The 25,738-nt window shown below is 63.7% G+C and carries 25 protein-coding genes and 1 pseudogene; 13 read left to right on the forward strand and 13 right to left on the reverse strand.

The features are described 5' to 3' along the window. The first annotated feature begins 158 nt into the window (after positions 1 to 158). Genes RPG13_RS07250 through RPG13_RS07265 form a run of 4 tightly spaced genes read left to right on the forward strand, consistent with a single transcriptional unit; the run spans position 159 to position 3,437 of the window. The gene (locus RPG13_RS07250; RefSeq protein WP_127291275.1) at positions 159 to 1,040 is read left to right on the forward strand and encodes a branched-chain amino acid ABC transporter permease; all 882 of its coding nucleotides are present in this window, start codon (positions 159 to 161) and stop codon (positions 1,038 to 1,040) included. After that, positions 1,037 to 1,999: a branched-chain amino acid ABC transporter permease gene (locus RPG13_RS07255; protein ID WP_337124758.1), complete on the forward strand. Its 963-nt coding sequence runs from the start codon at positions 1,037 to 1,039 to the stop codon at positions 1,997 to 1,999. The genes RPG13_RS07250 and RPG13_RS07255 overlap by 4 nt, the downstream gene beginning before the upstream one ends. Further along, positions 1,996 to 2,721: an ABC transporter ATP-binding protein gene (locus tag RPG13_RS07260; RefSeq protein WP_128241613.1), complete on the forward strand. Its 726-nt coding sequence runs from the start codon at positions 1,996 to 1,998 to the stop codon at positions 2,719 to 2,721. The genes RPG13_RS07255 and RPG13_RS07260 overlap by 4 nt, the downstream gene beginning before the upstream one ends. Then, positions 2,718 to 3,437: an ABC transporter ATP-binding protein gene (locus RPG13_RS07265; RefSeq protein ID WP_337124759.1), complete on the forward strand. Its 720-nt coding sequence runs from the start codon at positions 2,718 to 2,720 to the stop codon at positions 3,435 to 3,437. Before RPG13_RS07260 ends, RPG13_RS07265 begins: the two co-directional genes overlap by 4 nt. On the opposite strand, the gene RPG13_RS07270 is transcribed toward RPG13_RS07265, so the two are convergent. Together RPG13_RS07270 and pncA are read right to left on the reverse strand one after the other, a co-directional pair. Continuing rightward, positions 3,438 to 4,868 carry a sodium:proton antiporter gene (locus tag RPG13_RS07270; RefSeq protein ID WP_337124760.1) on the reverse strand — a complete coding sequence of 477 codons (1,431 nt, stop codon included), beginning with the start codon at positions 4,866 to 4,868 and terminating at the stop codon, positions 3,438 to 3,440. It abuts the gene before it with no gap. Between the two features lie 41 nt (positions 4,869 to 4,909). Further along, the gene (gene pncA / locus RPG13_RS07275) at positions 4,910 to 5,509 is read right to left on the reverse strand and encodes a bifunctional nicotinamidase/pyrazinamidase (protein ID WP_126104078.1); all 600 of its coding nucleotides are present in this window, start codon (positions 5,507 to 5,509) and stop codon (positions 4,910 to 4,912) included. A gap of 304 nt (positions 5,510 to 5,813) precedes the next feature. Between pncA and RPG13_RS07280 the strand changes: the two genes are divergently transcribed. The 6 genes from RPG13_RS07280 to RPG13_RS07305 are packed head-to-tail and all read left to right on the forward strand — an operon-like array spanning position 5,814 to position 13,067. Continuing rightward, the gene (locus tag RPG13_RS07280; protein ID WP_128241610.1) at positions 5,814 to 6,677 is read left to right on the forward strand and encodes an FAD binding domain-containing protein; all 864 of its coding nucleotides are present in this window, start codon (positions 5,814 to 5,816) and stop codon (positions 6,675 to 6,677) included. After that, positions 6,674 to 9,613 carry a molybdopterin-dependent oxidoreductase gene (locus RPG13_RS07285; protein ID WP_337124761.1) on the forward strand — a complete coding sequence of 980 codons (2,940 nt, stop codon included), beginning with the start codon at positions 6,674 to 6,676 and terminating at the stop codon, positions 9,611 to 9,613. The genes RPG13_RS07280 and RPG13_RS07285 overlap by 4 nt, the downstream gene beginning before the upstream one ends. Further along, positions 9,610 to 11,151, forward strand: coding sequence for a 6-hydroxynicotinate reductase (locus RPG13_RS07290; protein WP_292646335.1), 1,542 nt, complete (start codon positions 9,610 to 9,612; stop codon positions 11,149 to 11,151). Before RPG13_RS07285 ends, RPG13_RS07290 begins: the two co-directional genes overlap by 4 nt. Continuing rightward, the gene (locus RPG13_RS07295; protein WP_292646332.1) at positions 11,151 to 12,032 is read left to right on the forward strand and encodes a UPF0280 family protein; all 882 of its coding nucleotides are present in this window, start codon (positions 11,151 to 11,153) and stop codon (positions 12,030 to 12,032) included. Before RPG13_RS07290 ends, RPG13_RS07295 begins: the two co-directional genes overlap by 1 nt. After that, entirely contained in the window at positions 12,025 to 12,609 is a 585-nt protein-coding gene (locus RPG13_RS07300) for an amino acid synthesis family protein (protein WP_292646329.1), read from the forward strand. Before RPG13_RS07295 ends, RPG13_RS07300 begins: the two co-directional genes overlap by 8 nt. Next, positions 12,606 to 13,067, forward strand: a complete 462-nt coding sequence (locus tag RPG13_RS07305; protein ID WP_127291489.1) for a MarR family winged helix-turn-helix transcriptional regulator — start codon at positions 12,606 to 12,608, stop codon at positions 13,065 to 13,067. Before RPG13_RS07300 ends, RPG13_RS07305 begins: the two co-directional genes overlap by 4 nt. Before the next feature lie 263 nt (positions 13,068 to 13,330). Here the strand turns inward: RPG13_RS07305 and RPG13_RS07310 are convergent, their stop codons facing one another. Genes RPG13_RS07310 through RPG13_RS07320 form a run of 3 tightly spaced genes read right to left on the reverse strand, consistent with a single transcriptional unit; the run spans position 13,331 to position 17,198 of the window. After that, complete coding sequence (locus RPG13_RS07310) at positions 13,331 to 14,299, reverse strand: substrate-binding domain-containing protein (RefSeq protein ID WP_128286067.1); 969 nt, start codon at positions 14,297 to 14,299, stop codon at positions 13,331 to 13,333. Further along, complete coding sequence (locus RPG13_RS07315; protein ID WP_337124762.1) at positions 14,296 to 15,612, reverse strand: ABC transporter permease; 1,317 nt, start codon at positions 15,610 to 15,612, stop codon at positions 14,296 to 14,298. Before RPG13_RS07315 ends, RPG13_RS07310 begins: the two co-directional genes overlap by 4 nt. Beyond that, complete coding sequence (locus tag RPG13_RS07320; protein WP_337124763.1) at positions 15,609 to 17,198, reverse strand: sugar ABC transporter ATP-binding protein; 1,590 nt, start codon at positions 17,196 to 17,198, stop codon at positions 15,609 to 15,611. Before RPG13_RS07320 ends, RPG13_RS07315 begins: the two co-directional genes overlap by 4 nt. Positions 17,199 to 17,415: 217 nt before the next feature. Between RPG13_RS07320 and RPG13_RS07325 the strand changes: the two genes are divergently transcribed. Next, a complete protein-coding gene (locus RPG13_RS07325; protein WP_292222259.1) occupies positions 17,416 to 18,447 on the forward strand; it encodes a LacI family DNA-binding transcriptional regulator in 1,032 nt (343 codons plus the stop codon). A 14-nt stretch (positions 18,448 to 18,461) separates the two neighbouring features. Here the strand turns inward: RPG13_RS07325 and RPG13_RS07330 are convergent, their stop codons facing one another. From RPG13_RS07330 to RPG13_RS07350, 5 genes are all read right to left on the reverse strand, one after another. After that, positions 18,462 to 19,463, reverse strand: a complete 1,002-nt coding sequence (locus tag RPG13_RS07330) for an LLM class flavin-dependent oxidoreductase (RefSeq protein ID WP_292222257.1) — start codon at positions 19,461 to 19,463, stop codon at positions 18,462 to 18,464. A gap of 138 nt (positions 19,464 to 19,601) precedes the next feature. Next, on the reverse strand, positions 19,602 to 19,802 hold the full coding sequence (locus RPG13_RS07335) for a hypothetical protein (RefSeq protein WP_442921332.1): 201 nt from the start codon (positions 19,800 to 19,802) through the stop codon (positions 19,602 to 19,604). Positions 19,803 to 19,808: 6 nt separating this feature from the next. Then, positions 19,809 to 20,636, reverse strand: coding sequence for an arylamine N-acetyltransferase family protein (locus tag RPG13_RS07340; protein ID WP_292504640.1), 828 nt, complete (start codon positions 20,634 to 20,636; stop codon positions 19,809 to 19,811). A gap of 38 nt (positions 20,637 to 20,674) precedes the next feature. Beyond that, on the reverse strand, positions 20,675 to 21,877 hold the full coding sequence (locus RPG13_RS07345; RefSeq protein WP_292504637.1) for an AI-2E family transporter: 1,203 nt from the start codon (positions 21,875 to 21,877) through the stop codon (positions 20,675 to 20,677). 235 nt (positions 21,878 to 22,112) lie between these two features. After that, positions 22,113 to 23,174 (reverse strand): LLM class flavin-dependent oxidoreductase, encoded by a 1,062-nt coding sequence (locus tag RPG13_RS07350; protein WP_128286539.1) that lies wholly within the window; start codon positions 23,172 to 23,174, stop codon positions 22,113 to 22,115. 230 nt (positions 23,175 to 23,404) lie between these two features. Here RPG13_RS07350 and RPG13_RS07355 point away from each other — a divergent pair, with 230 nt between their 5' ends. Next, positions 23,405 to 23,833, forward strand: a complete 429-nt coding sequence (locus tag RPG13_RS07355; protein WP_023801556.1) for a DUF6481 family protein — start codon at positions 23,405 to 23,407, stop codon at positions 23,831 to 23,833. 87 nt (positions 23,834 to 23,920) lie between these two features. Here the strand turns inward: RPG13_RS07355 and sugE are convergent, their stop codons facing one another. Further along, positions 23,921 to 24,235 (reverse strand): quaternary ammonium compound efflux SMR transporter SugE, encoded by a 315-nt coding sequence (sugE, locus tag RPG13_RS07360; protein ID WP_095484562.1) that lies wholly within the window; start codon positions 24,233 to 24,235, stop codon positions 23,921 to 23,923. Positions 24,236 to 24,424: 189 nt separating this feature from the next. Beyond that, a complete protein-coding gene (locus tag RPG13_RS07365; RefSeq protein ID WP_082982715.1) occupies positions 24,425 to 24,550 on the reverse strand; it encodes a hypothetical protein in 126 nt (41 codons plus the stop codon). Positions 24,551 to 24,759: 209 nt separating this feature from the next. Between RPG13_RS07365 and RPG13_RS07370 the strand changes: the two genes are divergently transcribed. Further along, on the forward strand, positions 24,760 to 25,569 hold the full coding sequence (locus RPG13_RS07370; protein WP_292504633.1) for a transglutaminase-like domain-containing protein: 810 nt from the start codon (positions 24,760 to 24,762) through the stop codon (positions 25,567 to 25,569). A gap of 13 nt (positions 25,570 to 25,582) precedes the next feature. Here RPG13_RS07370 and RPG13_RS07375 read toward each other — a convergent pair. Next, positions 25,583 to 25,735: pseudogene (locus RPG13_RS07375) on the reverse strand (IS5/IS1182 family transposase); the annotation flags it as partial. Between the last annotated feature and the right edge of the window lie 3 nt (positions 25,736 to 25,738).

Consider the following 25,738-nt stretch of genomic DNA (forward strand, 5'->3'; position numbering starts at 1 on the left):
CCTCAAGGGGGGAGATTGGCAGTTCGTACGAAGGCGGCTGCCTACCGACTTTGGCGATTGGCGAAACCGATGATGCCAGCCGATCTCCCCCCTTGAGGGGGAGATGGCCGGCAGGCCAGAGGGGGGTGCGCCTCGCACCGGCCATGGGCATATAACCGATGCACTTCGGACCCCACCTCCTCCTCGCCGCCCTTGAAGGCCTCGTCACCTCCGCCGTGCTGGCGCTGACGGCGCTTGGCCTGTCGCTGGTGTTCGGCGTCATGCGCGTCGTCAATGTCGCCCATGGCGAGTTCTTCATGCTGGGCGCGGTGCTTGCCTGGGCGATCTCCACGGCGATATCAGGTCATCCGGCGCTCGGCTTCGTGGCGGCCCTGGTGCTGGCGCCGCTGATCGTCGGCCTGATCGCGCTGGTCGCCGAACGGCTGGTGCTGCGCCGGCTGAATTACAATCCGGAAGCCACCATCGTCGCCACCATCGGCATGCTCTACATCATCCAGCAACTGGCGCTGACCTTCTATGGTCCGGAGGCACGGCCGGTGGAGCCGCCCTTCAGCTACCGCATCCTTCTGCCGTGGTTCGGCTATTCCGGCTACAAGCTGTCGATCATCGCCGCGTCCGCGCTTCTGCTTGTCGCGACATGGTTCGTGCTGACGCGTACGAAAATCGGTCTCGTCATGCGCGCCACGCAATATGACAGCGAGACGGCGCAGGCCTTCGGCATTCCGGTCGACCGCGTCTATGCCGGCGTCTTCGCGCTCGGCGCCATGCTGGCGGCGGTGGCCGCGGTGCTGATCGTGCCGATCAGCCAGGCGCATTATCTGATGGGGCAAGACCCGCTGCTGCTGTCCTTCATCGTCGTCATCATCGGCGGGCTGGGCTCGCTGCGCGGCACCGTCGTCGCCGCCGTGCTCATCGGCCTGTCGGACGGCGTTATCTCGGTGTTCTTCTCGCCGACGCTGGCCAAGATCATCGCCACGCTGCTGGTTGCCATGGTGCTGGTGTTCCGGCCGCAAGGGCTGTTCGGGACGGCATCGCGATGAAGGAGGCTTCACCGGCAAAAGTCTATGCGTTGCATCTGGGCGTCATCGCCCTGCTTTTTGCCCTAAGCTTCGTCCTGCCGGAATATCACCACGGGCTGCTCGCCCGCATCATGGTGCTGGCGGTCTTCGCCATGGGCTACAACATGCTGTTCGGCTATGTCGGGCTGCTCAGCCTCGGCCACGCCATGTTCTTTTCGGCCGGGCTTTATGGCGCAGGCCTTGCCGTCATCCATCTCGGCTGGAGCGTGCCGGCCGCCTTCGCCGCCGGCCTTGCCTGCGGCGCGCTTCTCGCGCTGGTGATCGGGGTGCTTGCACTGCGCACGTCTGGCGTCGCCTTCATGATCGTCACCATGATGTTCGCGCAGGTGTTCTACCTCATAATCCTCTATTTCGCCGCCTGGACCGGCGGCGACCAGGGCCTGGTGGTGCCGCAGTCGGCGCGTGTGCTTGTCTTGGGCAACACGTCGCTCGGCCTCACCAATCCGACCGTGCGCTACATGAGCGCGCTCGTCCTGTTCTCGATCGTGCTCCTGGTGACGCTCGCCGTCGTCCGCTCCAGGTATGGCCGTGTGCTGGTCGCTATCCGCGAGAACGAGGAGCGGACCAAAATGCTCGGCTACGACACGTTTTCCAACAAGCTCGCCGCGGTCGTCGTCTCCGGCACCATCTGTGCGGCCTCGGGCGCCGCCTACGCGCTGCTGTTCGGTTATGTCGGCTCGACTTTCGCCTCGGTGCAATATTCCATCCTGCCGCTGCTCTGGGTGCTGCTCGGCGGTGCTGCCACCACGCTCGGTCCGCTGATCGGCACGCTGTTCATGTACTATGTCGTCGACATCACCAGCGGCTACACCTCGGCCTACCTGCTGATCGTCGGCATCGCCCTCATCCTGCTGATGCTGTTCTTCCCCAAGGGCATCCTCGGCACCATCCGCCAACGTTGGCTAGGATGGCTGCCATGATGCCGCTGCTGACGACCAAAGGCCTGTCCCGCAATTTCGGCGGCCTGCGCGCCGTCGACGGTGTCGATTTCGCCCTCATGCCGGGCGAGATTCGCGCCGTCATTGGCCCCAACGGCGCCGGCAAGACCACCTTCGTCAGCCTGGTCAGCGGCCGCATCCAGCCGTCTTCGGGCATGATCGTCTTCGACGGCGCCGACATCACCAACCTGCCGGCCTACGCCAGGGTCCGCCTTGGCATCGCCTACACGTTTCAGATCACCAGCGTCTTTGCCAATCTCACCGCCTATGACAATGTCGCGCTGCCGGTGCAGCGCACGCTGACCGATGGCCGCTCGAAAGGCGCCGTGCATGCCGGCGTCATGGCGGCGCTGGAACGCACCGGCCTTGCCGACCGCGCCCACATGCCGGCCGGGCAATTGTCCTATGGCCATCAGCGCCTGCTCGAAGTGGCCATGGGGCTGGCGCTGAAGCCGCGTCTGCTGATCCTCGACGAGCCGACGCAGGGGCTGGCCGACAGCGAGATCGACAATTTCATCGGGCTGGTGCGCGAGATCGCCAAAAGCGCCACCGTGCTTCTGATCGAGCACAACATGCCGGTGGTCATGCAGCTTGCCGACCGTATCACCGTCTTCAACGCCGGCAAGATCCTGGCCGAAGGCACGCCCGAGCAGGTCCGTGCCAACGCCGAGGTGCAGGACGCCTATCTCGGGACGACCCCATGACTGAAACACGGTCTGAAGCACTGACCATCTCCGGGCTCGACTGCTTCTACGGCGAGGTCCAGGTGCTCTATGGCCTCGACCTCGTGCTCAACAAGGGCGAGGTGCTTTGCCTGTTCGGCCGCAACGGCGCCGGCAAGACGACGACGCTGAAGGCGATCATGGGCCTCGTTCCCTCACGTGCCGGCTCGATCAGGCTCGACGGCAAGGAATTGACCGGCCTGCCGGCGCACGACGTGCCGAAGGCCGGCGTCGCCTATGTGCCGCAGGGCCGGCGGCTGTTCGCCGAGATGACGGTGGCGGAAAACATCGAGATCGGCCTGAGGGCCCGCAGCAAGGGCAAGACGACGCGCGAAAACGTGCTCGACCTTTTTCCGCTGCTGCGCCAGCGGCTGAGACAACGCTCCGGCACACTGTCCGGCGGCGAGCAGCAGATGCTGGCCATGGCGCGGGCACTGTGCCTCGAACCGGAGGTGCTTCTGCTCGACGAGCCGACCGAAGGGCTGATGCCGTCGATGATCGCAAAAATCCGTGAGACGGTGTCGAAGCTGCGCGACCTTGGCGTCTCGACGATCCTGGTCGAGCAGCGGGTCGATGCAGTGCTGTCCGTCGCCGACCGGGTCTCGTTCATCGAGAACGGCCGCAACCGCGAGACCGTCGATGTCGAGGAGCTCCGCGCCGATCCGTCGGCGGTCCGTCGCTATGTCGGTGTCGGGTAGTCACCCGAAGAACAAAAAGCCTGCAAGCAAAAATATCGGGATCAGCACCGCGCCCGACCATGCCATGTAGCCGAAGAAGCCCGGCATCTTCACGCCGCGATGCCTGGCAATGGCATAGACCATGAAGTTCGGTGCATTGCCGATATAGGTGTTGGCGCCCATGAACACTGCGCCGGCCGAGATCGCCGCCAGCGTCGATGCGAAGGTGGTCATCAGATGCTGCGGGTCGCCGCCGGCGAGCTCGAAGAACACCAGATATGTCGGCGCATTGTCGAGGAAGGATGACAGCGCTCCGGTCATCCAGAAATAGGCAAGGTCGTTGGGCTCGCCCGTGGGCGAGCTGACAAGCGAGACCAGAGGCGCCAGCGCGCCGTCGGGGCCGGCCCTGAGAATGGCGATGACCGGCACGATGCAGATGAAGATGCCGGCGAACAGTTTCGCCACCTCGGCGATCGGCTCCCAGTGGAAGTTGTTCGCCTCCCTGTGGCTCTTGCGCGAGACCGCCAGCGAAAGGAAGGCAAGAGCCAGGATGATGGTGTCGCGCACGAGGTTCTGCAATTCGAGGCTCACGCCCTGGACGGCGAAAGCCACGCCTGGCTTCCAGGTCGCGGAAAGCAGGATCGCGCCGATCACCCCGGCCAGCAGCGGGACGTTGGCCAGGCCTCGGATGCGCACCTTCGTATCCGGTGTCGGATCCTTGATCTTTGGCGCGCCGTCCTCGCGGCGATGCAGGACCATGTCCATGGCCAGGAAGACGGCCAGCACCAGGCCGCCGACGAACAGTGTCTCCTGATAGAGATTGGTGGTGGTCCAGAAGAAATCGACGCCGCGCAGGAAGCCGACGAACAGCGGCGGGTCGCCGAGCGGCGTCAGCGAGCCGCCGATGTTGGACACCAGGAAAATGAAGAAGATGACGACATGGGCGTTGAACGGCCGATTGTCGTTGGCGCGCAGGATCGGCCGGATCAGGATCATCGAGGCGCCGGTCGTCCCGATGACCGAGGCGAGCATCGCCCCGATCAGCAGCAGTCCGGCATTCACCAGCGGCGTGCCATGGATGTTGCCGGCGACGAGGATGCCGCCCGAAATGGTGAACAGCGCAAACAGAAGAATGATGAACGACATATATTCGGTGAGCAGCGCATGCAGTACCGCTTCCGTGGCCGAAGGCATGCCGAACGCAACCGCCAGCGGCACGACCACAAGCGCCGCCCAGAAGAGGGTGATCTTGCCGTAGTGGTGCTCCCAGACATGGTGGAAGAGCAATGGCCCGGTGGCGATCGACAGAAGCAGGCCGGCAAAGGGAAGCGCCCACCACAGCGACATTGTTTCGCCTGGCAACTCGTGGGCCTCGGCTGCGAGCGCTATGTCCGGAAGCAGGGTTGCGACTGCCACCACAGCGCCCGCCGTCAAAGCCGCCGCAAACCGCATAAGGCCCCCTCTGGAATTGTGTCGGATGCGATTGGTGATGTTCAAGCCAGCGTCACGCCGGCATCACGCATCCGGTTCAGCATCGTCTCGACGGACCCGTTGAGATTGATGCCGCGGCAGGCGTCGAGCCGCACTGTTGTGTGGAAGCCCTGCTTGACCGCATCGAGCGCCGAAAAGGCGACGCAGAAATCGGTCGCAAGACCAACCAGGGTCAGCGTGTCGATGCCGCGCTCCCTGAGATGGCCGGCAAGGCCGGTCGGCGTCGTATGGTCGTTCTCGAAGAAAGCCGAATAGCTGTCGATCGCCGGCCGGAAGCCCTTGCGGATGACCAGTTCGGCCTTGGTCCAGGCGAGGCCGGAGTGAAAGTCCGAGCCTAGGCTGCCCTGGATGCAGTGGTCCGGCCACAGCGTCTGCTGGCCGTAAGGCATCTCGATGGTCTCGAACGGCTGCTTGCCGGGATGGCTGGAGGCAAAGCTCGAATGGCCGGCGGGATGCCAGTCCTGCGTCAGCACGACATGTTCGGTCCGCCGGATCAGGTCGTTGACCAGTGGCACGATCTCGTCGCCGCCGGCCACCGCCAGCGCGCCGCCCGGGCAGAAATCGTTCTGCAGGTCGATGATGACAAGCGCTTCGTCGGCCATGGGCCTCCCTCTTGTTTGTCCGGAGGCATGACCCGAACCGGAAGTCTGCCGAAACGTGGAATCCGGTGTTCGAAGCCAGGTTCCACCGAAAAATGCCGCTGGACGCGACCGGATGCAGAAACTCGACCAGATGGCCGGCTGCGTCAACCTCCAACGGTATAACAAATGCGTGCCGCCGCGCCGATGCGGAGAGCGGCCCGAAACTCTGGCTTTGACAATTCCTCCCGGCTTGATATCATTTGCATACGAATGAATTTGACCGGCCCGAATGCCGGAAGGATCCCTATTTCTGGGAAGGCAAAGCGTGATCCGTTACGCGAAACCCACCACCGTCGACGAGGCTCTCGCTTTGCTTGGCGAGGCTTCGTGGCGCATCCTTGCCGGCGGCACCGATTTCTACCCGGCACAAGGGGCCAAGCCTTTCCGCGAGAATGTCCTTGACATCAACGGTCTCGCAACGCTGCGCGATATCGCCGAAACCGAGGACCATTGGGTCATCGGCGCGCGCACGACCTGGACCGATCTTGTCCGTCATCCGCTGCCGGCGGCGTTCGATGCGCTGAAGCAGGCGGCGCGGGAAGTCGGCTCCGTGCAGATCCAGAACGTCGCCTCCATCGCCGGCAATCTCTGCAATGCCTCTCCGGCCGCCGACGGCGTGCCGGCGTTGCTCATTCTCGACGCCGAGGTCGAGCTGCGCTCGGCAGCGATGGCCCGCCATCTGCCGCTGAAAAAATTCATCCTGGGAAACCGCCGCACGGAACTGCAGCCGGGCGAAATGGTCACCGCCATCCGCGTGCCGAAAAACGCCTCCGCCGGCACGTCGGCTTTCGTGAAACTCGGCGCCCGTCGCTATCTCGTCATTTCCATAGCCATGGCGGCCGCCCGTCTGACCGTTGAGGACGGCATCGTCGGCAACGCTGCCGTCGCCGTCGGCTCCTGTTCAGCGGTCGCCAAACGTCTTGCAAGTGTCGAAGCAGCCTTGCGCGGCCTCCCGGTTGACCACGCCCTCGTCACTGCGATCCAGTCCGCGCCGATGGACGAGCTGTCGCCGATCGGCGACGTCCGCGGCAGCGCCGAATACCGGCTGGACGCCGTGCGCGAGATCGTCGCCCGCGCCGTGCTTGATGCCGCGGGTCACGCATCGAATGACAAGGCGGTGGCGGCATGAGCAAAGCTCAGCCTGGCATGAGCATGGAGCGGGCCGACATCGCCTTCGAGGTCAACGGCGCCGCCGTTTCTGTCTGCGTGCCGCCGGTTCGTCGTCTCTCTTCGGTGCTGCGCGACGAATTGCGCCTGACCGGCACCAAGATCGGCTGCGACGCCGGCGACTGCGGCGCCTGCACGGTGCTTGTCGACGGCGAACCCGTCTGCGCCTGCCTCATGTCAGTGGCTTCTGCCGCTGGCACCGTGGTGACCACGGTCGAAGGGCTCGCCAATGGCAGATTGTCGGCGCTGCAAGCTTCGTTCCTCGACCATGGCGCCGCGCAATGCGGCATCTGCACGCCCGGCCTGTTAATCGCGGCAACCGCGCTGCTGGACAGGGAGCCGAACCCGAGCGAAACCGAAGTCCAGGATGCGCTGGGCGGCGTCCTGTGCCGCTGCACCGGGTACCGGAAGATCGTTGCGGCGGTGATGGATGCTGGACGGTTCGCGAGCGAACTATCGACGGACGGCATTGCCCCTCATCCGCCTGCCGGCACCTTCTCCCCGTACAGTGACGGGGAGAAGGACGAAGCTCCAGCGCTGGCGTCCCCCTCTCCCCGTCTTTCACGGGGAGAGGGTAAGGGTGAGGGGCAGCACCAACTTCAGCGGCTCGATCTCGACCTTGACCGCAGAATGCCAATCTCAGGCCATGCTGTAGGCTCCTCTCCGATCAGGCTCGACGGCCTGCCGAAAGTCACCGGCGGCGAAAAATTCGGCGGGGATTCCTTCCCGGCCGATGCGCTGGCGGTGCTGGTGGTGCGCTCGCCGCATCATCACGCCCGCTTCGCCTTCGGCGATCTCGACGCCTGGGTGAAAACCCGTCCCGGCATCGTCGGCGTCTTCACCGCTGCCGACATTCCGGGAAAGAACAGCTTCGGCGTCATTGCGCCTTTTGCCGACCAGCCGGCGCTGGCCGAAGGCTTTTCGCGCTTTCGCGGCGAGGCAGTGGCGCTGGTTGCCGGCGAGCGCGAGGCCATCCTCGATCTCGATCTTTCGGATTTTCCTGTTCGTTGGACCGAGTTGCCATACCTTCTGCAGCCTTGCGAGGCGCAAGCCGGCGGCGCGCAACTGATCCACGAGAACCGGCCGGCAAACCTGCTCACCACTGGCTTCGTCGAGCGCGGTGACCCCGAAGCCGCGCTTTCCGGCGCGGCTTTCGTGGTTTCCGGCGCCATCGATACCTCCTATGTCGAGCACGCCTATATCGAGCCGGAAGCCGGCCATGCCTATATGGATGGCGGCACGCTCGTCGTCGTCGCCTGCACGCAGGCGCCCTACATGGATCGCGACGACGTGGCAAAAGTGCTTGGCCTTGCCGCTGACAAGGTGCGTATCGTGCCGACAGCCACCGGCGGCGGCTTCGGTTCCAAGCTCGACGTCTCGTTGCAGCCGCTGATCGGCTTGGTCGCGATGAAGACCGGGTGGCCGGCTGCACTCGCCTATACCCGCAACGAATCGATGATCTCGACCACCAAGCGTCATCCCGCCGAGATGAAGGCAACGATCGGCGCCGATGCCGATGGCCGCGTCACCGGCATGGTCTTCGCAGGCGATTTCAACACCGGCGCCTATGCGAGTTGGGGCCCGACCGTCGCCAACCGCGTGCCGGTGCACGCCTCCGGTCCCTATGCGACGCCGAATTACCGTGCCGAAGGCCGCGCCATCCACACAAATGGCCCGATCTCCGGCGCCTTCCGCGGTTTCGGCGTGCCGCAGGCGACGATCATGCAGGAAACACTCTATGACGAGCTGTCCGAAAAGCTTGGGCTGGACCGGCTCGATTTTCGCCTGAAAAACTGTCTTCGTAACGGCTCCGAAACGGTTACCGGACAGAGGCTGGAAGCAGGCGTTGGCATTGCCGAGTGCCTCGAAGCGTTGCGGCCGCATTGGACGCGCGCGCTTGCCGATGCCGAAAAATTCAACAGTGCCAATGACAGCAGGAAACGTGGCGTCGGCGTCGCCTCCTGCTGGTATGGCTGTGGCAACACCTCGCTGCCAAATCCATCGACCATCAGAGTCGGCATCTCCGCCACCGGCGACGTCGTCCTGCATCAGGGTGCCGTCGATATCGGGCAAGGCTCGAACACGGTCATTGCCCAGATCTGCGCCGACGCGCTTGGCTTGCCGCTCGAAAAATTCCGGCTGAAAAGCGCCGACACGGCGATCACGCCCGATGCCGGCAAGACGTCTGCTTCGCGCCAGACCTTCGTCACTGGCAAGGCCGCCGAAAAGGCCGGCGGCGCCTTGCGCGAGATCATGCTGCGCTTCGCCAATGTGTCGGAGAAGGCAGCGATCGCTCTGGATGGCACAAGCCTGGTCATCCGCGAGGGCGAAGCGACGCGGCATATCGATCTGTCCACGCTGAAGGCCGATGCTGACGGCTTCGTCTTCCGTGCCGAGGAAAGCTACGACCCGCCGACGCTGCCGCTCGACGCCAAGGGCCAGGGCAAGCCCTATGCCGTCTACGGCTATGGCGCACAGATCGCCGAACTCGAGGTCGACCTCAAGCTCGGCACGGTGAAGCTGATCAAGATCACCGCCGCGCATGATGTCGGCAAGGCGATCAATCCGCTGCTCGCCGAAGGCCAGATCGAGGGCGGCATCGCGCAAGGCATCGGCATGGCGCTGATGGAGGAGTACATTCCCGGTCGCACCGAGAATCTGCACGACTATCTCATCCCGACCATCGGCGACGTGCCGCCGATCGAGACCATCCTGATCGAAGTTCCGGATCCGGAAGGACCCTTTGGCGCCAAGGGCTTGGGCGAGCATGTGCTGATCCCGACGGCGCCCGCGATCCTCAATGCCATCCGCCATGCCACCGGCGTCCTGGTCACCAAAATTCCGGCGACGCCGAGTCGCATCCGCGCTGCGATCCGCGACAAGGAGGCGGGCCGATGAGCGAGCTAGCCGAACGCTTCGAAACCCACGATCCCGGCGAGAAGCAAGTGGCGGAAAAGATCCGCTGCGATGCCTGCCCGGTCATGTGCTATATATCAGACGGCCGCACCGGCGCTTGTGATCGCTACGGCAATGTCGGCGGCAGGATCGTGCGGATGGATCCGCTGACCATCCTCGACCATGCGGCCGAGACCGGCGCTGTGGTTGTGCCTTTTGTCGCCGAGGGCGAAGAATGGGACGGCGAACTGGTCAACACCGGCCGCCGTTTCGTCACCGCGATCGGCGCCGGCACCACCTATCCCGACTACAAGCCTGCGCCTTTCATCGTCAGCCAGGAGGTCGAAGGCGTCGATCTCGTCACCGTCGTCACCGAGGGCATCTTCTCCTACTGCGGCGTCAAGGTGAAGATCGACACCGACCGCCACCTTGGTCCCGAGACTGCCACGGTCCGCGCGGCGGGTGAGGCAATCGGCCATGTCACGACAGGCGAATATGGCTCGCAGATGCTGTCGCTGGGCGGCGTGCATCATCTGACCGGCGGCTCCAAGGCCGAGGGTCGCGCCACCTGCGATGCGCTGCTTAATCTATGCAACCGCAAGCCGGTCGAGCTCACCATCGACGGCGGTGCCACGGTCATCGTCGAAGCCGGCAAGCCCCCGGTCATCGACGGCCAGCTCGAACATCGCATGCGGGTCGGCTGCGGCTCGGCCACCATCGGCATGTTCGCCACCCAGTGGCGCGACCTGGTCGACGAGGTGGTGGTGGTCGACGACCACATCACCGGCGTCGTGTCCGAGCATCAGGCAGGCAAGGTGCTCGGCTGGCAGGACACCGGAATCAAGATCATCGGCCGCCGTTCGACGCCGGGCCGCTATTTCAAGGTGTCCGAGCCCGGCCTCGGCTGGGGCGGCACCAGCATTTCCGACCCGCTGTCGATCCTCGGCGAATGGAACGCTAAGAAGGGCGCCCGCCCCGGCCTGTCGCTGCTGATGGTCTCGACCACCGGCGAGCAGTTCGCCTATTACGAGCTCGATGATGAATTGAAGCCGGTGCAAAAGCCCTTCCCGGAGCGGCTGCAGAAATCCGTCGGCCTGATCGAGGACAATTGCGAGCCGGCGCTGTGCACCGTGCTGTTCGTCGGCGGTGCCGGCGGCTCGCTGCGCGCCGGTGTCACCGAGAACCCGGTCAATCTGACCCGCTCGGTGCAGGGCCTGACGACTTATGTCACCGTTGGCGGCGCGCCGGTCTATGTTTGGCCGGGCGGCGGCATCACGCTGATGGTCGATGTCACCCGGGTGCCGGAAGGTGCCTTCGGCTATGTGCCGACGCCGGCGCTGGTGGCGCCGATCGAGTTCACCCTGCGCCGCGACGACTATGTCAGGCTCGGTGGCTACGAAGCTGAGATCCGCAGCGTCGAGGATATTCTTGCCAAGGGCGGTGAGTACCTCAATCCGCGCCGCGGCACGGGCGCGCCGGCCAGCAATCCGTGGCCGCCGCTGGCGCAGTTGCGGCGTGCCGCGAGCAACGGGTCCGGGTGATGAACGGCCCGCAGGCACATTGGCTTGAGGACGGCAGGCGGCTGCATCTCAATCATGGCCCGATCGACCTGATCATCGAGGCTTTTGGCGATGCGGACGAATGCCGCGCCGCCTACAGCCAGGCGGTGGCGCGGTTCCAGACAATCCTGCAGGAGATCGTCGACGACCTCCCAGAACTGCGCCGTCCGGCTTCGTCGCGGCCACGTGCTTTCGCTGGGCCGACGGCGCGGCGCATGGAAGCGGCGGTTGTTCCGCTAGCGAAACAATTCATCACGCCGATGGCTGCCGTCGCCGGTTCGGTAGCCGACGAAATGCTTGGCGCGTTGCTGGCCGGGCGCCGGCTCGATCGCGCCTATGTCAACAATGGCGGTGACAGCGCGATCCATCTCGGCAACGGCCGGTCCATGACCCTCGCCATTGCCGGGACAGGTCATGGACTGGCGGACCGTATCACGATCCGCGCCGAAGACGGGATCCGCGGCGTCGCGACGAGCGGCTGGCGCGGCCGTTCCTTTTCGCTGGGCATCGCCAACGCAGTCACCGTGCTGGCGCGGACGGGTGCTGAAGCCGATGCCGCCGCGACCTTGATCGCCAATGCCGTCGATCTCCCCGGTCATCCCGCCATCGAGCGCGTGCCGGCGCGCGATCTGGCGCCCGACAGCGACCTTGGCGATCGTCTGGTCACCCAGGGCGTCGGCGTGCTTTCATCAGGCGAAATAGCCGCTGCGCTGGACAGCGGGCTTGCTGTCGCCGAAGATTTTCGGCGACATCGCCTGATTGCCGCCTCAGCGCTTTTCCTTGCCGGTCAGGCACGGATCGCCGGTCCCATGGCGCTCGCTGCGCCCAATGAGAAATCAAGGAAGGAAATTGCCCATGCCTGAGTTTGCGATCCGCAAGGTTGCGGTGCTGACCGAAGAAGTATTTCACGAGGGCGGACCGGTGGCGAAGGTGCCGCGCCGCCGCGCCGCGGCCATGGCGGTGGTGAAGAACCCGTTCGCCGGCCGTTACGTGGAAGAGCTGCAGGGTGCCATGGACGATCTGAAGCCGCTCGGCCTGCTGCTCTCCGACAAGCTCATCGCTGCATTGGGCGGCGACGTAAAGCAGATCGACGGCTACGGCAAGGGCGCCATCGTCGGTATCGCCGGCGAGCTGGAGCATGGCGCGCTATGGCATGTGCCGGGTGGCTACGCCATGCGCGAGCGGCTCGGCGACGCCAAGGCGATCGTGCCATCGGCAAAGAAGGTTGGCGCCTTCGGCGCGCGGCTCGACGTGCCGCTCGGCCATATCAACGCCGCCTATGTGCGCAGCCATTTCGATGCCATGGAGGTCGGCATCAGCGACGGGCCTCGTCCCGACGAGATCCTGTTCTGCCTCGCCATGACCTGCGGCCCGCGCGTGCATGATCGCATGGGCGGCCTCGCGGCCAAGGACATCAAGGCATGGGACGGACTGCGGTGAGCGCCGAAGACATCAAGCTCAAGCTGGTCGAGGCGGAGGAGCCTGACGAAAACGATTACCGCCTGCAGGAGCAGGTTGGCTTCATCCTGCGCAAGGCGCACCAGCGCCATGTCTCGATCTTCGCAGCACACATCGCCGACCTGACGCCGCCGCAATTCGCCGCCCTGGCCAAATTGCACGACGTCGGCGAGACCTCTCAGAACCAGCTTGGCAGCCTGATCGCCATGGACGCGGCGACGGTGAAAGGTGTCATCGACCGGCTCAAGGCGCGCGGCCTGGTCGAGCTTTCCAAGCATGAGGTCGACAAAAGGCGCCTGCTGGTCAATCTGACCGCTGAGGGCCGGGATGCCATCGAGCGGCTGATCCCGATCGCCCGCGATATCACGCAGGAAACGCTGGCGCCGCTTTCCGCCAAGGAGGCCGCCATTTTCATGAAGCTTTTGGCCAAGCTGGCCTGAGCGGTGCCCTCGCTGGCTCCCAGAGGCTGAGCGAACTTGGTCGGTCTACGCCGCCTCTCATTGTCCTGCCGGACATTTCTCCCCGTATAGTGACGGGGAGAAAGATGCCGTCATCGACGGTTTCGCCAATCAACAGCGTTGCAAAAAGGGTGCCGGGCGCCGCGGCCAGTTCCTTCTCCCCGTCGCTATACGGGGAGAAGGTGCCGGCAGGCGGTTGAGGGGCAGCGCTATGCTATGTCCCTCATGTCACTGTCTCCGGTGCCTCAGAGGCCGTTGTCCTTCAGGACCTGGGCGGCATTTTCCTTGGTGATCTTCTCCGTCGGCAAGGTGATGGTCTTTTCGACCTTTTCGCCGTTCAGGAACTTGATCGCCTGCCGCAGTCCCTCGGCGCCGGGCGTCACATAGGTGAAGGTCGCCGTCAGCTCGCCATTGTTGACCAGCGTCACGCCTTCATTGGGCAGGCCATCGATGCCGATGAACTTGATGTCCTTCTCGCGTCCGGCATCCTTGGCGGCAAGATAGGCGCCGTACGCCATCGGGTCGTTGTGACCATAGACGAGGTCGATCTTCTCGTTGTTGCGCAGTGCCGTGGCCATGATGTTGTAGGCCTGGTCCTGTTTCCAGTCGCCCGACTGCTGGTCGAGCAGGTATTTGATGCCCGGCTCCTTGTCGGTGAATTCATGGAAGCCGTCATGGCGGTCATGTGCTGGCTGGGTGCCCATGCCGCCCCAGATCTCGACGACATTGCCCGCGGCCTTGCCCTTGCCGCCGAGCAGCTCGACGGCGTATTCACCGGCAGCCCGGCCGATCAGCTTGTTGTCGCCGCCGACGAACTGCGTGTAGTCCTTGGTTTCGACATTGCGGTCGAGCACGAAGACCGGGATCTTGGCATCGATCGCCTGCTGCACGACGCCGGTCAAGCCGGCGGATTCCTTCGGTGACACCAGCAGCGCGTCGACCTCCTGACGGATCAGGTTCTCGACATCGGCGACCTGCTTTTCGGTCTTGTCCTCGCCGTCGGTGACGATCAGCTCGACTTCCGGATGCTTGGCAGCCTCAGCCAAAATGTCCTTGTTGAATTGGGCGCGCCACGGCTCGATGGTCGTCACCTGCGAGAAGCCGATCTTCCACTTCTTGTCCTGAGCGTATGCGTTGCCGCTGGTCAAAAGCGCGGTCGTGGTCAGCAGTGCCGCGGTGACGGCGGCAAGCTTCAACATGTCACGTCGTTTCATTTCTTGTTTCCTCCAAGATTTAGAGACGGGGTCTCTTTTGACGGCCGCTTTGCTGCGGTCGTTTCCTTGTGCGCCGCTTTTCCACCAGACAGGCGCAGATAGAAGAGAAGATCAAAGGCATTGCGCTCCTGCACGAGCACGGTGCCGATGATGATCATCCCCTTCAGCACGAGCTGAAGGTTCGAATTGATGTTGTGCAATTGCAGGATGTTCGAGAGCAGTCCGAAGATCAGCACGCCGCAAAATGTGCCGATGAGGCTGCCGCGTCCGCCCATCAGGCTGGTGCCGCCGATGACCACTGCGGCGATGGCATCGAGCTCAAGTCCGGCACCGGCATCCGGCTTGCCTTGCCTGTATTGCGCAACGTAAAGCACTGCCGCCACGCCGGCCAGCAGCCCTGATACCGCGTAGGTGGCGATCTTGACGCGGCCGGCGGCGATGCCGGACAGCCGCGCCGCCTCTTCATTGCCGCCGATGGCATAGACATAGCGGCCGAACGGCGTGAAGCGCAGCACGGCGCCGTAGATCAGGATCGCTCCGAGGAAGAACAGGCCCGGCATCGGGATCACGCCGAAGACCAACGAGCGCAGGATTTCGAAATCCGCGGTGGCGTTCGACCCGGTGTAGACCGGCAGCACCGCATTGTTCTGCCCGGCGGTCAGCCGGGCGATGCCGAGCGCCGTCACCATCATCGCCAGCGTGACGATGAAAGGCTGCAGCCGCCCGGCAACGATGATGAAGCCGTTGAGCGCGCCGAACAGCAAGCCGACGCAAGGCGCCACCAGCAACACGCCGAGCACGCCGAATTTTGAGCCTACCTGCGGCAGCAGGAACCACAGCACAAGACTGCAGAGGATCACCCCGACAATGCCGGGTGTGACCAACCCACGAACGCTATCCAGCCTGATGTCGTGCGTGGCTTGCGAGCCGACGCGGGATTTTTCGATGTTCAGGAAGATGAAGCGGGTAACCAGGATGCCGAGGCAAAGGGCGACCACGGCAACTGTCGGCACCCCCAGCACCACCGCCGGCGTAACACCCGGAACCGTCAGCAGCATGGCGCAGACCACCGTGCAGATCGCCATCAGCGAGCCGACGGAAAGATCGATGCCGCCGGTGATGATCACCGCCGTCATGCCGGTGGCGATCAGGCCGGTGGTCGACACCTGGCGCAGGACGTCGAGCAGATTGCCGTAGGACAGAAAAATGTTGTTGCCCTTGGAGCTGATCGGCGAGCCCAGAACGCCGATCAGGAAGATGGCGATCAGGCCCCAATAGAGCTTGGTTCGGGACAGGATGTTCAAGATGCTCATGCTGCGGGTCTCGTCATGGTCCGTCGCGGCGCCGCAAGCCGCATGATGGCCTCCTCGCTGGCTTGCGCGCGCGAGAGGATCCCCGTCTGGCGACCATCGGCCATGACCAGGATGCGGTCGGAAAGATGCAGCAGCTCCGGCAATTCCGAGCTGATGACGGCGATGGCGAGTCCGTCTCGCGCCAGCCTGAAGATGAGATCGTAGATCTCGCGCTTGGCGCCGACATCGATGCCGCGTGTCGGCTCGTCCAGCAACAGGACCCGCGGCCGCGTCGCCAGCCACTTGCCGATGACGACCTTCTGCTGGTTGCCGCCGGACAGCGTGCCGGCCGGCTGCTCGATGGTCCCGCAGCGAATGCCGAGCGTCTTGACGGCGTGCCGCGCCAGGTCTTGTTCGCCGGCCAGCGAGCGAAGGCCGAACCGCGCCAGTGCGCCGACCAGCGGCAGCGCGACATTGTCGGTGATCGAGGCCTGAAGATGCAGGCCTTGCGTCTTGCGGTCCTCTGTCACCAGGGCGATGCCGAGCCGGCGGGCGTCGCGCGGTGAACGGATTTCCACCGGCTCGCCGTCGAGCCGGATTTCGCCGCCGGCGCGTCCGCCGCTGGAGCCGAAGATGGTCTCCAGGATTTCGGTGCGTCCCGAGCCCAGCAGCCCGCCTATCCCCAGAATTTCGCCTTCGGCAAGATCGAAGCCGACGCCGTCGAGCGCTGTGCGCCAGCCGTGGCGGTCGGGTTTGGATAGCGACAAGCCGCTTACGGAGAGGACGACCTTGCCGCTGGGGCCGCGCTCCTCCTGGGAAGAGGCAAGCAGGCTTCGCCCGACCATCGCCGAAATGATGGTGTTTTCGTCGAGCTTTGCCATCGCCTCGGTCAGCACGTGGCGTCCATCGCGAAACACGGTGACCCGACTGGCCAGATGCATGACCTCGTCGATGCGGTGCGAGATGTAGACAATCGCCACGCCGCTGTCGGCGAGCTGGCGGATGATCCGGAACAGCCTTTGGCATTCGGCCGGCGAAAGCGCTGATGTCGGCTCGTCCATGATCAGGATGCGCGCCGACATCGACAGCGCCTTGGCGATTTCGACCAGCTGCTGCTCGCCGACGCGCAAGCTGCCGACCCGCGCCTCCGGGTTGAGCTCGATGCCGAGCCTCTGCAGCAGCGCACCGGCGGCATGGCTGCTTGCCTTGCGGTCGACGATAAGTCCGGCGATCAGCTTTTCGCGCCCCAGGAAGATGTTATCGGCAACGCTGAGCTCGGGGACGAGGTTGAGTTCCTGGTGGATGATGGCGATGCCGGCGTGCTCGGCATCGCGGACGCCGGCGAAACGGATCGGATGGGCATCGACGTTCACCGTTCCGTCGTAATCCGTGTAGACGCCGGAAAGTATTTTCATCAACGTCGACTTGCCGGCGCCATTTTCCCCCATCAGCGCATGGATCTCGCCGCGCCGCAGGTCGAAGCCAACATCGACAAGTGCGGCGATGCCACCGAACGTCTTGGAAATGTGCTCGGCGCTTAGCACCACAGCCGAGCGGCCGGCCGCAGCCGCATCATCTCCGGACGTGATGGAATTGCCATGCTCCATGACAGATCGGCCTCCCTTCCGCCGTCGTCGAACGTCTCAAACGCTAATCTAAACGTTTCGATCGTGTCAAGCTGATATCTGGTGAGGCCGGTGAACGAATTTCAATTCTTGCGCGGAACCGCAAGATTCCGTAGATATTGCAGCCAGAAGGCGGTGAAACGTTTCGAAAATGATGGCGTCAGGGCGAAAAAAGCAGCGGAAGTCCACGGCCCCGACCATGCTGCACGTGGCTCAAGTGGCGCGTGTTTCGGTCGCCACCGTCTCAGCGCTGATCAATGGCACCGCTACTGTCAGTCCCGAACTCAGCCAGCGCATCGAACAGGCGATCCGCGACATCGGCTATAAGCGCAACGCGATCGCCCGCAGCCTGAAAATGGGGACGACCCGCACCATCGGGCTTACCGTTCCCCATATTACCAATCCGTTCTTCACCGATGTCGTGTCGGTCATCCAGCAGGCATTCGATCGCGCCGGCTACGCGGTCATGCTGTGCTGCACGGACGAGGACCTGAACACGCAGGACGACCAGATCAGGCTGCTGCTCGACCGGATGGTCGACGGGCTGATCGTCGCGCGCGTCGGCGACGGCGCGATCCTCAAGGGAATTGTCGATGACGCGAACGTGCCAGTGGTGCTGCTCGACCGTGTCTGCGAAGGCGTCGACACCGATACTGTCGTCCTCGACAACCAGCGCGCGGTGTTCGACGCCATCACCTATCTGATCGATCTCGGCCACCGACGGATCGGCTACATCTCCGGATCGTTCGACATCTCGCCGATGCATGACCGCATGGAAGGGTATCGCGAGGCGCTCAAGGCCGCCGGCCTGCCGGTCGAGAACGAGCTCGTTCGCTACGGCAACTTCCACGAAGTCGACGGCTACAACGCGACGATGCAGCTGCTTTCGCTGCACGACCGCCCGAGCGCCATCTTCTCGGCCAACAACCCGATGGTGATCGGCACAATGAAGGCGATCCGCGACATCGGGCTGTCCTGCCCCGAGGATATTTCGATTGCCTGCTTCGATGATTTTCCGTGGTCGGACGTGTTCCAGCCGCAACTGACCACGGTCGCCCAGCCGGTGCAGGCGATCGGCGAGCAGGCCGCCAATCTCCTGCTCGACCGGCTCGCCGGAAACAGGGACGCGCCGCCACGCAAGCTGGCGCTCAAGGGACGCTTGATGATCCGCAATTCATGCCGGCCGCTGGGGGCGCCCTTGGGGGCGATCGCACAAAGCGTCAGTGCGTAACGCGCCTTAAGACCTCAGGCTGCTTCCGACAGGGATTTATGGACGTCGGCCAGGATCTCGAAGGATCGCACCCGCGCTGCGTGATCGAAAATCTGCGCCGTGACCATCAGCTCGTCGGCGCCGGTGCGGCGGACGAACGCTTCTATGCCTTGCCTGACCGTTTCCGGGGCGCCGACGACGGCGCAGGACAGCGCCTGGCCAAGCATTGTTTTGGCCATTGCGTCGAGGTCGCGCTCATATCCCTCGACCGGCGGCGGCAATCGGCCGGGCCGGCCGGTGCGCAGATTGACGAAGGCCTGCTGCAGCGAGGTGAACAACAGCCGCGCCTCGGTGTCGGAGGGTGCAGCGAACACATTGAGACCGAGCATGACATAGGGCTTGTCGAGCTGTTCCGACGGCTGGAAGCGCGAGCGGTAGACTTCCAGCGCGTGGTCGAGCTCGGCCGGCGCGAAATGCGACGCGAAGGCGTAGGGCAGGCCGAGCATGGCGGCGAGCTGCGCGCCATAGAGGCTTGAGCCCAGGATCCAGATCGGCACCTGCTCGCCCTCGCCGGGCACGGCGCGGATGCGCTGGCCGTCTTCGGCCGGCTGGAAATAGCCCATCAGCTCGACGACATCCTGCGGGAAACTGTCGGCGCCGGCCTCGAGGTTGCGGCGTAGCGCGCGCGCCGTGCCCATGTCGGTGCCCGGCGCCCGGCCGAGGCCGAGGTCGATGCGCCCTGGATGCAATGCGTTAAGCGTGCCGAACTGCTCGGCGATGACCAGCGGCGAATGGTTGGGCAGCATGATGCCGCCGGCGCCGACGCGTATCGTCCTGGTGCCGCCGGCGACATGGGCAATGACGACGGAGGTGGCGGCGCTGGCGATGCCCGGCATGTTGTGATGCTCGGCCAGCCAGTAGCGCTTGTATCCCAGCCGCTCGGCATGGCGGGCGAGATCGAGCGAATTGGCGAGCGATTGCGAAGCGTTGCTGCCTTCGACGATCGGCGACAGGTCGAGAACGGAAAGAGCGGTCATGGCGGGGATCCTGTGGACGGGAGGGATGTAGGAAGCGACCGCCACGGCCGCAAATTCAAAAAATTGAACAGACGCCGCGCGTCCAAGCAGCCGCAAAGGACGCTCTAGGCATTTTTAATTCGAGGTCCCTTCCGGAACTTATCCCGGTTCCCGGACATGCGCCCGCCGCCGACGCGTATCGTCCTGGTGCCGCCGGCGACATGGGCAATGACGATGGAGGTGGCGGCGCTGGCGATGCCCGGCATGTTGGCGGGCGAGATCGAGCGAATTGGCGAGCGATTGCGAAGCGTTGCTGCCTTCGACGATCGGCGACAGGTCGAGAGCGGAAAGAGGGGTCATGGCGTCTCAGGCCTCCAGGATTTTCTTCTGTCGCGCCATAGCTTCGAAGGCTGCACGGTCGGGAATGGCGATCTCGAGCGGGCCTTCCAGCACGTCGGCGAGTTCGGCGGCTGTCGCTATCTCCATCTGCTCGGTATGGCCGCCGAGATGATGCGTCGACAGCCGGTTGTTGCGGAGCGCATAACGGCGGCCCGGCAAGGCTCGTGCGGCGATTACGGAGGAAAGGAAGTGCGAGGTTGGGTGGGTCGACAGGAAATGGTTGCTGACCGAATAGTCGACCTCATAGTTCTGCTGCATGTCGAAGCGGTAAACTGTCCGCCAGTCGCCGCCGACATTGGCCTGCAGCCGAAAATGATCGCCTGTCTCAACCATGCGGAATGTCTCATGTGGGGTCTTTTGCTCGAGACCCGGTCGAAGCAGGAGCGGCGCTGTCAGTGTCAGTCCGCCGAAGCCGACATCGGCAATGTAGGTTCGGCCGTCGAGTTCGACGCGCAGCAACATATGGCTCCGGGCGGTTATGGCATCATCGGGCTGGCCCCAAAGAACGCGTGCGGCAAGGCCGCTGACGGCGAAGCCAAGCGCCTTCAGCACATGCATGAAAATGAGATTGTGTTCGAAGCAATAGCCGCCGCGACCCCGAGCGACGATCTTTTCCTGCAGCGAGGCGAGATCGAGACGAACCGGGTGGCCTAGAAACGGATCGAGATTTTCGAACGGGATTGCCTGCGGGTGTAAGAGATGGAGCGACTTCAGCGTTTCTAGCGAAGCGTCTCTCAAGCCGGTGTATCCGATGCGGGCGAAATAGGCGTCGATGTCGAAGGAGATATCGGTCATGGAAGGGAGCCAAGCTTTGACCAGCTCGATATAGGCATTCAATCCGGGCGCCGCAAACGCCGCGCGCCGGTTTGCGCTGCAGCGCTGTTCGTCTCCTCGATGAGTTCTTCCTCAACCACCGCAGTATGCTGCGCCGCCAGGAAATTGCCGACATGGCTGAGGCTGTCGAAATGATCGCAGAACACCTTGATGACGACCAGCAGCGGCACCGCCATCAGCGCGCCGACGAAACCCCACAGCCAGGACCAGAAGGCAATAGCGATGAGGATCGCCACCGCATTGATCTCGAGGCGGCGGCCAACCACCGTCGGCGTCACGAACTGGCCCTCGACGGTATCGCACAACAGCACGAAGGCCGGCGCCAGCAGTGCGTAGGAGATGCTGTCGAAGCTGATCAGCGAGATGATCGTGACAAGCGTGATTGTAATCAGCGCCCCGATATAGGGCAGGAAATTGAGCAGAGCCGCTGCCGCGCCCCAGACCTGCGGGTTGGGCACGCCGAGTGCCCAGAGGCCGAGTCCGATGAACAACCCCAGGCATGTATTGATGACGGCGACGGTGAGCAGGTAGTGCGAGATTTCACGTTCGACGTCATAGACGACGCGCAGTGCCCGCTTCTTTTCGCTGAGACTAGGGAAGGATTCGACGATCTTCTCATAGAACATCGTGCCGGAGGCGAGCAGGAACAGCGACAGGACGAAGACGATGATGAGGCTGGTGCCTGCCGACAGCAAATTGCTGGCGGCTTGCGGGAGAAGGCCGGATTGCGCCATGGCTACCCTCTGAACGCCCGGCTCCTGGGATGTCTGCGTCAGCCCCTCTATCTGCCGCGAAATCTCCATGATCCTTTCGAAAGGGCGCCGCAGTTGCGCGAGCCGTTCGGTCAGCTGCTGGCCAATCACCGAGGTGTTGTTGATGAGATCAATGACTGGCCCGCTGAGTAGATATCCTGCGACGGCGACGACGCAGAACGACAGCAGCACCAGCAATGTCGCCGACATCACGTCGGGCAAGCCGTGTTTGCGCAGGAAGCGGACGATCGGCGTCAGCGTCAGCGCCAGCAGGAAAGCCAGAATGACCGGCATGAAGAAGGCACGAGCGAAGTAGAGCGCATAGATCGCCATAAAGATGAAGATGCCGACGAGCAGCGAACGCATCAGATGCATATCCGCACGCGCCTCGACGCGCGGATCCGGGCCTTCGGCAGCGCCTGTGCCCAAAGCGGCGGGTTCGGCTTTCATTCTGGCCCTCGGCGGCACGCCACGATTGGTGTACGCTGTTGGCGGAAACGCCTTTGCGGCTTCAAAGTTCCGTTAGAGCGACGTGCGTCCACTTGGACGCACAAAGCACGCTCTAACACTTTGAATCTACGCATCGTGCTTTCCGAAAATCGATTCCGATTTTCGGGCCGATGCGTTAGCCGGCGTTGATGGCAAGGCCGTACTGCGCCCTTGCCAGTGAATCAGGGCCGATGAATCAGGCGGCCGGCGCGGCCACGGCAGGGATGGTCTTCGCCGTTTCCTTGCGCACGATCGGCGCGACCTTGGTGCCGTAGAGCTCGATCGCCTTCATGATCTTGGCGTGCGGCATGGTGCCGATCGCCATTTGCAGCAGGAAGCGGTCGTTGCCGAAGATCCTGTGCTGGGCAACGATCTTTTCGGCCACCTGTTCGGGATTGCCGACGAACAGTGCGCCGTTCGGGCCACGCGACTGGTCGAAATGCGCCCTTGACGTTGGACCCCAGCCACGCTCGCGGCCGATGCGGTTCATCACCTCGGCCTGTGGCCCATAAAAATCGTCGGCCGCTTGATCGGTGGTCTCAGCGATGAAGCCGTGGACGTTGAGGCTGGTGGCGAGATCAGCCGGATCGTTGCCGGCCCGTTTGGCCGCCTCCCTGTAAATGTCGAACAACGGCGCGAACCGTGCCGGCTCACCGCCGATGATGGCCAGCGCCAGCGGCAGGCCGAGCGCACCGGCCCGCGCGGCCGATTGCGGCGTGCCGCCAATCGCGATCCAGATCGGCAATCTGTCCTGGAAGGGGCGGGGATAGACGCCACGATCGTTGATCGGAGCGCGCAGCCTGCCCGACCAGGTCACCTTGACATGATCGCGGATGGCAAGCAGCAGGTCGAGCTTTTCGGCAAAGAGCTCGTCATAGTCTTCGAGATTGTAGCCGAACAGCGGGAAGGATTCGATGAACGAGCCGCGCCCGGCCATGATCTCAGCCCGGCCGCTGGAGAGAAGGTCGAGCGTCGCAAACTGCTGGAAGACGCGGACAGGATCATCGGAGGAAAGCACGGTGACCGCGCTGGTCAGCTTTATGCGCCTGGTGCGTTCGGCGGCCGCGGCCAGGGCCACGACTGGCGCTGAAGCCGCATAGTCGGGACGGTGATGCTCGCCCAGCCCAAACACGTCGAGGCCGACCTGGTCGGCCAGCTCGATCTCCTCGACTAGGTTGCGCAGCCGCTCATGCGCGCCGATGGCGCCGGGGCCCGGTTCCGGGCTGACGTCGGCGAAGGTATAGAGACCGAGTTCCATCATGTGTCATCCTGGCGTTTATTTTTCGCGCTACAGGTAGCGACCAGTCCGCCGCGCCGCCAGAGGGGCGGATGGTGAACAGTGCATGTCCGTTTCAGCCGAATTCAGCCGAAAAGGCGTCTCCCGACTGCAACAGCTCAGAATTTCATGGCTGGCATACCGTTTTGGCGCTTGAACTCTGGGTTTTCACGCGTATGTAAGCCTCGCAAATTGACTCCAGGGAAGTGGACTTGGCTATCTATAGGGAAAAAGACGTTTTCGAGCGGCGCAATGCCGCAAACGAGGCAAAGAAGGCGCTTCTCGAGCGCTTCAAGGCAAAGCCGGCAGCAGACGATCCAGCAGTGCTGGCACGACAGGCCGAACGCAAGGCAATCCTCGAAGCTCGTGCGATACGCGAGGCCGAAAAGGCCAGGCTGAAGCAGGAAAAGCTGGCGCGCGAAGCGGCCGAGAAGGCCGAGCGCGAAGCGGCTGCCGAAGCAGCGCGTATCGCTGCCGAAGAAGCGGCGCAGGCGGAAGCGAAGATCCGGGAAGCCGAAGAGAACGAGCGCATCGCTCGTTTGCTCGCCGACGAGGCCGAGCGCAAGGCTAAGCGCGACGCGCGCTATGCGGCGCGCAAGCAGCGCACCGGCAGGACGCCCCCGGGCTTTTCGGCTCGCTAGCGCTCCTACAGCGCGATTTCACCAAGCAAATTCAGGGCCGCCTTGCAGCGGCCCTGAAGGCGTTTGTGTTGCAATCTTGCAGCCAAACTAGGCCGCGAGCTTCAGCCCCATGATGCCGCAGACGATGAGCGCGATGCAGGCCAGCCTGATCGCCGTCGCAGGCTCGCCGAGCAGCCAGATGCCAAGCAGCGCCGTGCCGACTGTGCCGATGCCGGTCCACACCGCATAGGCCGTGCCGACCGGCAGCGTCTTCAGCGCCAGTCCGAGCAAGGCGAGACTGACGACCATCGAGACAACCGTCAGGACCGTCGGCAGCGGTTTCGAAAACCCATCGGTGTATTTGAGGCCGATCGCCCAGCCGATCTCGAACAGGCCAGCGAAGAAGAGAAGAATCCACGACATCGGAACGCTCCATTGAATTGCGGGTCGTCCCGGTCTTTTCGGAAAGCGCGAAGTCGTCTTCGCTGCATTGATATAGAAATTTCGGGTGCCCAATCAACAGCAGCGCCGGCGGCATTTCAGGACCAATCGCTGACTGTCGATTGGTCCTGAAATGCCGCCGGTCATGGCCTTGCGCCGAAACGCCGAGACTTACCTGTCCTTGAGTTTGGTCGCCTTGACGGGCGGCGCCTTCAGGGTCGGGGCAGCGGCGGGTTTCTTCGCGTCCTTCTTCGGCTTGCGGGCTTCTTTGCCCGCCTTCATCGCACCTTTAGCCATGATTCGTCCTCCGATTGTGGCAAGCGAAATGAACCAAGAGAAACGCCCGACCGCAAGAGGCATAATCTGGCGCCTGTGCCGGCCGGCGGCCGTCAAGCGGTTTCTAATTCGCTCGTAAACCGCGTTGGTCCGTGCGATGATCTTTTTGCACTGCAGCAACAGCCCGTGCCTTCGCCGGGTGTTGATCCGGCAGGCCGGTCAGGACGACAATGCGAATCCACATCGGCTGCGAGATGAGCTTCGACTTTCCGCAGGAAGCGCCGCTGATCGCGATGCTCAACGTCCACTATTCCCGGGCGTCCGATCTCGAGCGACCGGATTTCCTGACCTCGAACCCACCGGTGCCGATCGAGAGCTACCGCGACAGTTTCGGCAATTGGTGCAACCGTCTTGTCGCCCCGCCCGGTCGCTTCACCTTCGGCACGGACGCCGTGATCCGCGACCCGGGAACCTTCGAGTTGGGCGAGCTGGTGGCGTGGCAGCACGAGGTGCGCGACCTGCCGTCGGAAACATTGCTGTTCCTGCTGCCCAGCCGCTATTGCGAGAGCGACGTGCTGGCGAGCGAGGCATGGCGGCTGTTCGGCCACACACCGCTTGGCATTCCACGGGTTCAGGCGGTCTGCGACTTCGTCCACAACCACATCATCTTCAATTACGGCAATGCGCGGCCGACGCGCACGGCAGCCGAGGCCTATCGTGAGCAAAGCGGCGTCTGCCGCGATTTTGCCCATCTCGCCGTCGCCTTCTGCCGCGCCCTGAACATCCCGACGCGCTACTGCACCGGCTACATCAGCGACATCGGCCTGCCGAAACCGTGGTCGGATATGGATTTCGCTGCCTGGATGGAGGTCTATCTCGGCGGTCGCTGGCATGCCTTCGATCCGCGCAACAATGCGCCGCGCATAGGTCGCATCCTGATCGCCTCCGGCCGCGACGCAGCCGATGTGCCGCTGACCCATATTTTCGGGCCGGGCACGCTGGCCGGTTTCAAGGTCTGGACGGAAGAGATCGTCGACTAGGCCGTGTGGACAGTTACCGCAACCACAAGACAATAGCCGCGAGAGTGACAACGGCGGTAATTGCGGGCGGTTTTCTCGAGCGGGTTGCGACCCAGCGGAACAGCTTGAGTTTGGAGGAGCAGCACTCGGCGAGATGATGCTGGGCATAGAGGTGCCCTGACAGTGGGAC

The organism is Mesorhizobium sp. ISC15, assembly GCF_037162615.1.
Taxonomy (GTDB): domain Bacteria; phylum Pseudomonadota; class Alphaproteobacteria; order Rhizobiales; family Rhizobiaceae; genus Mesorhizobium; species Mesorhizobium mediterraneum.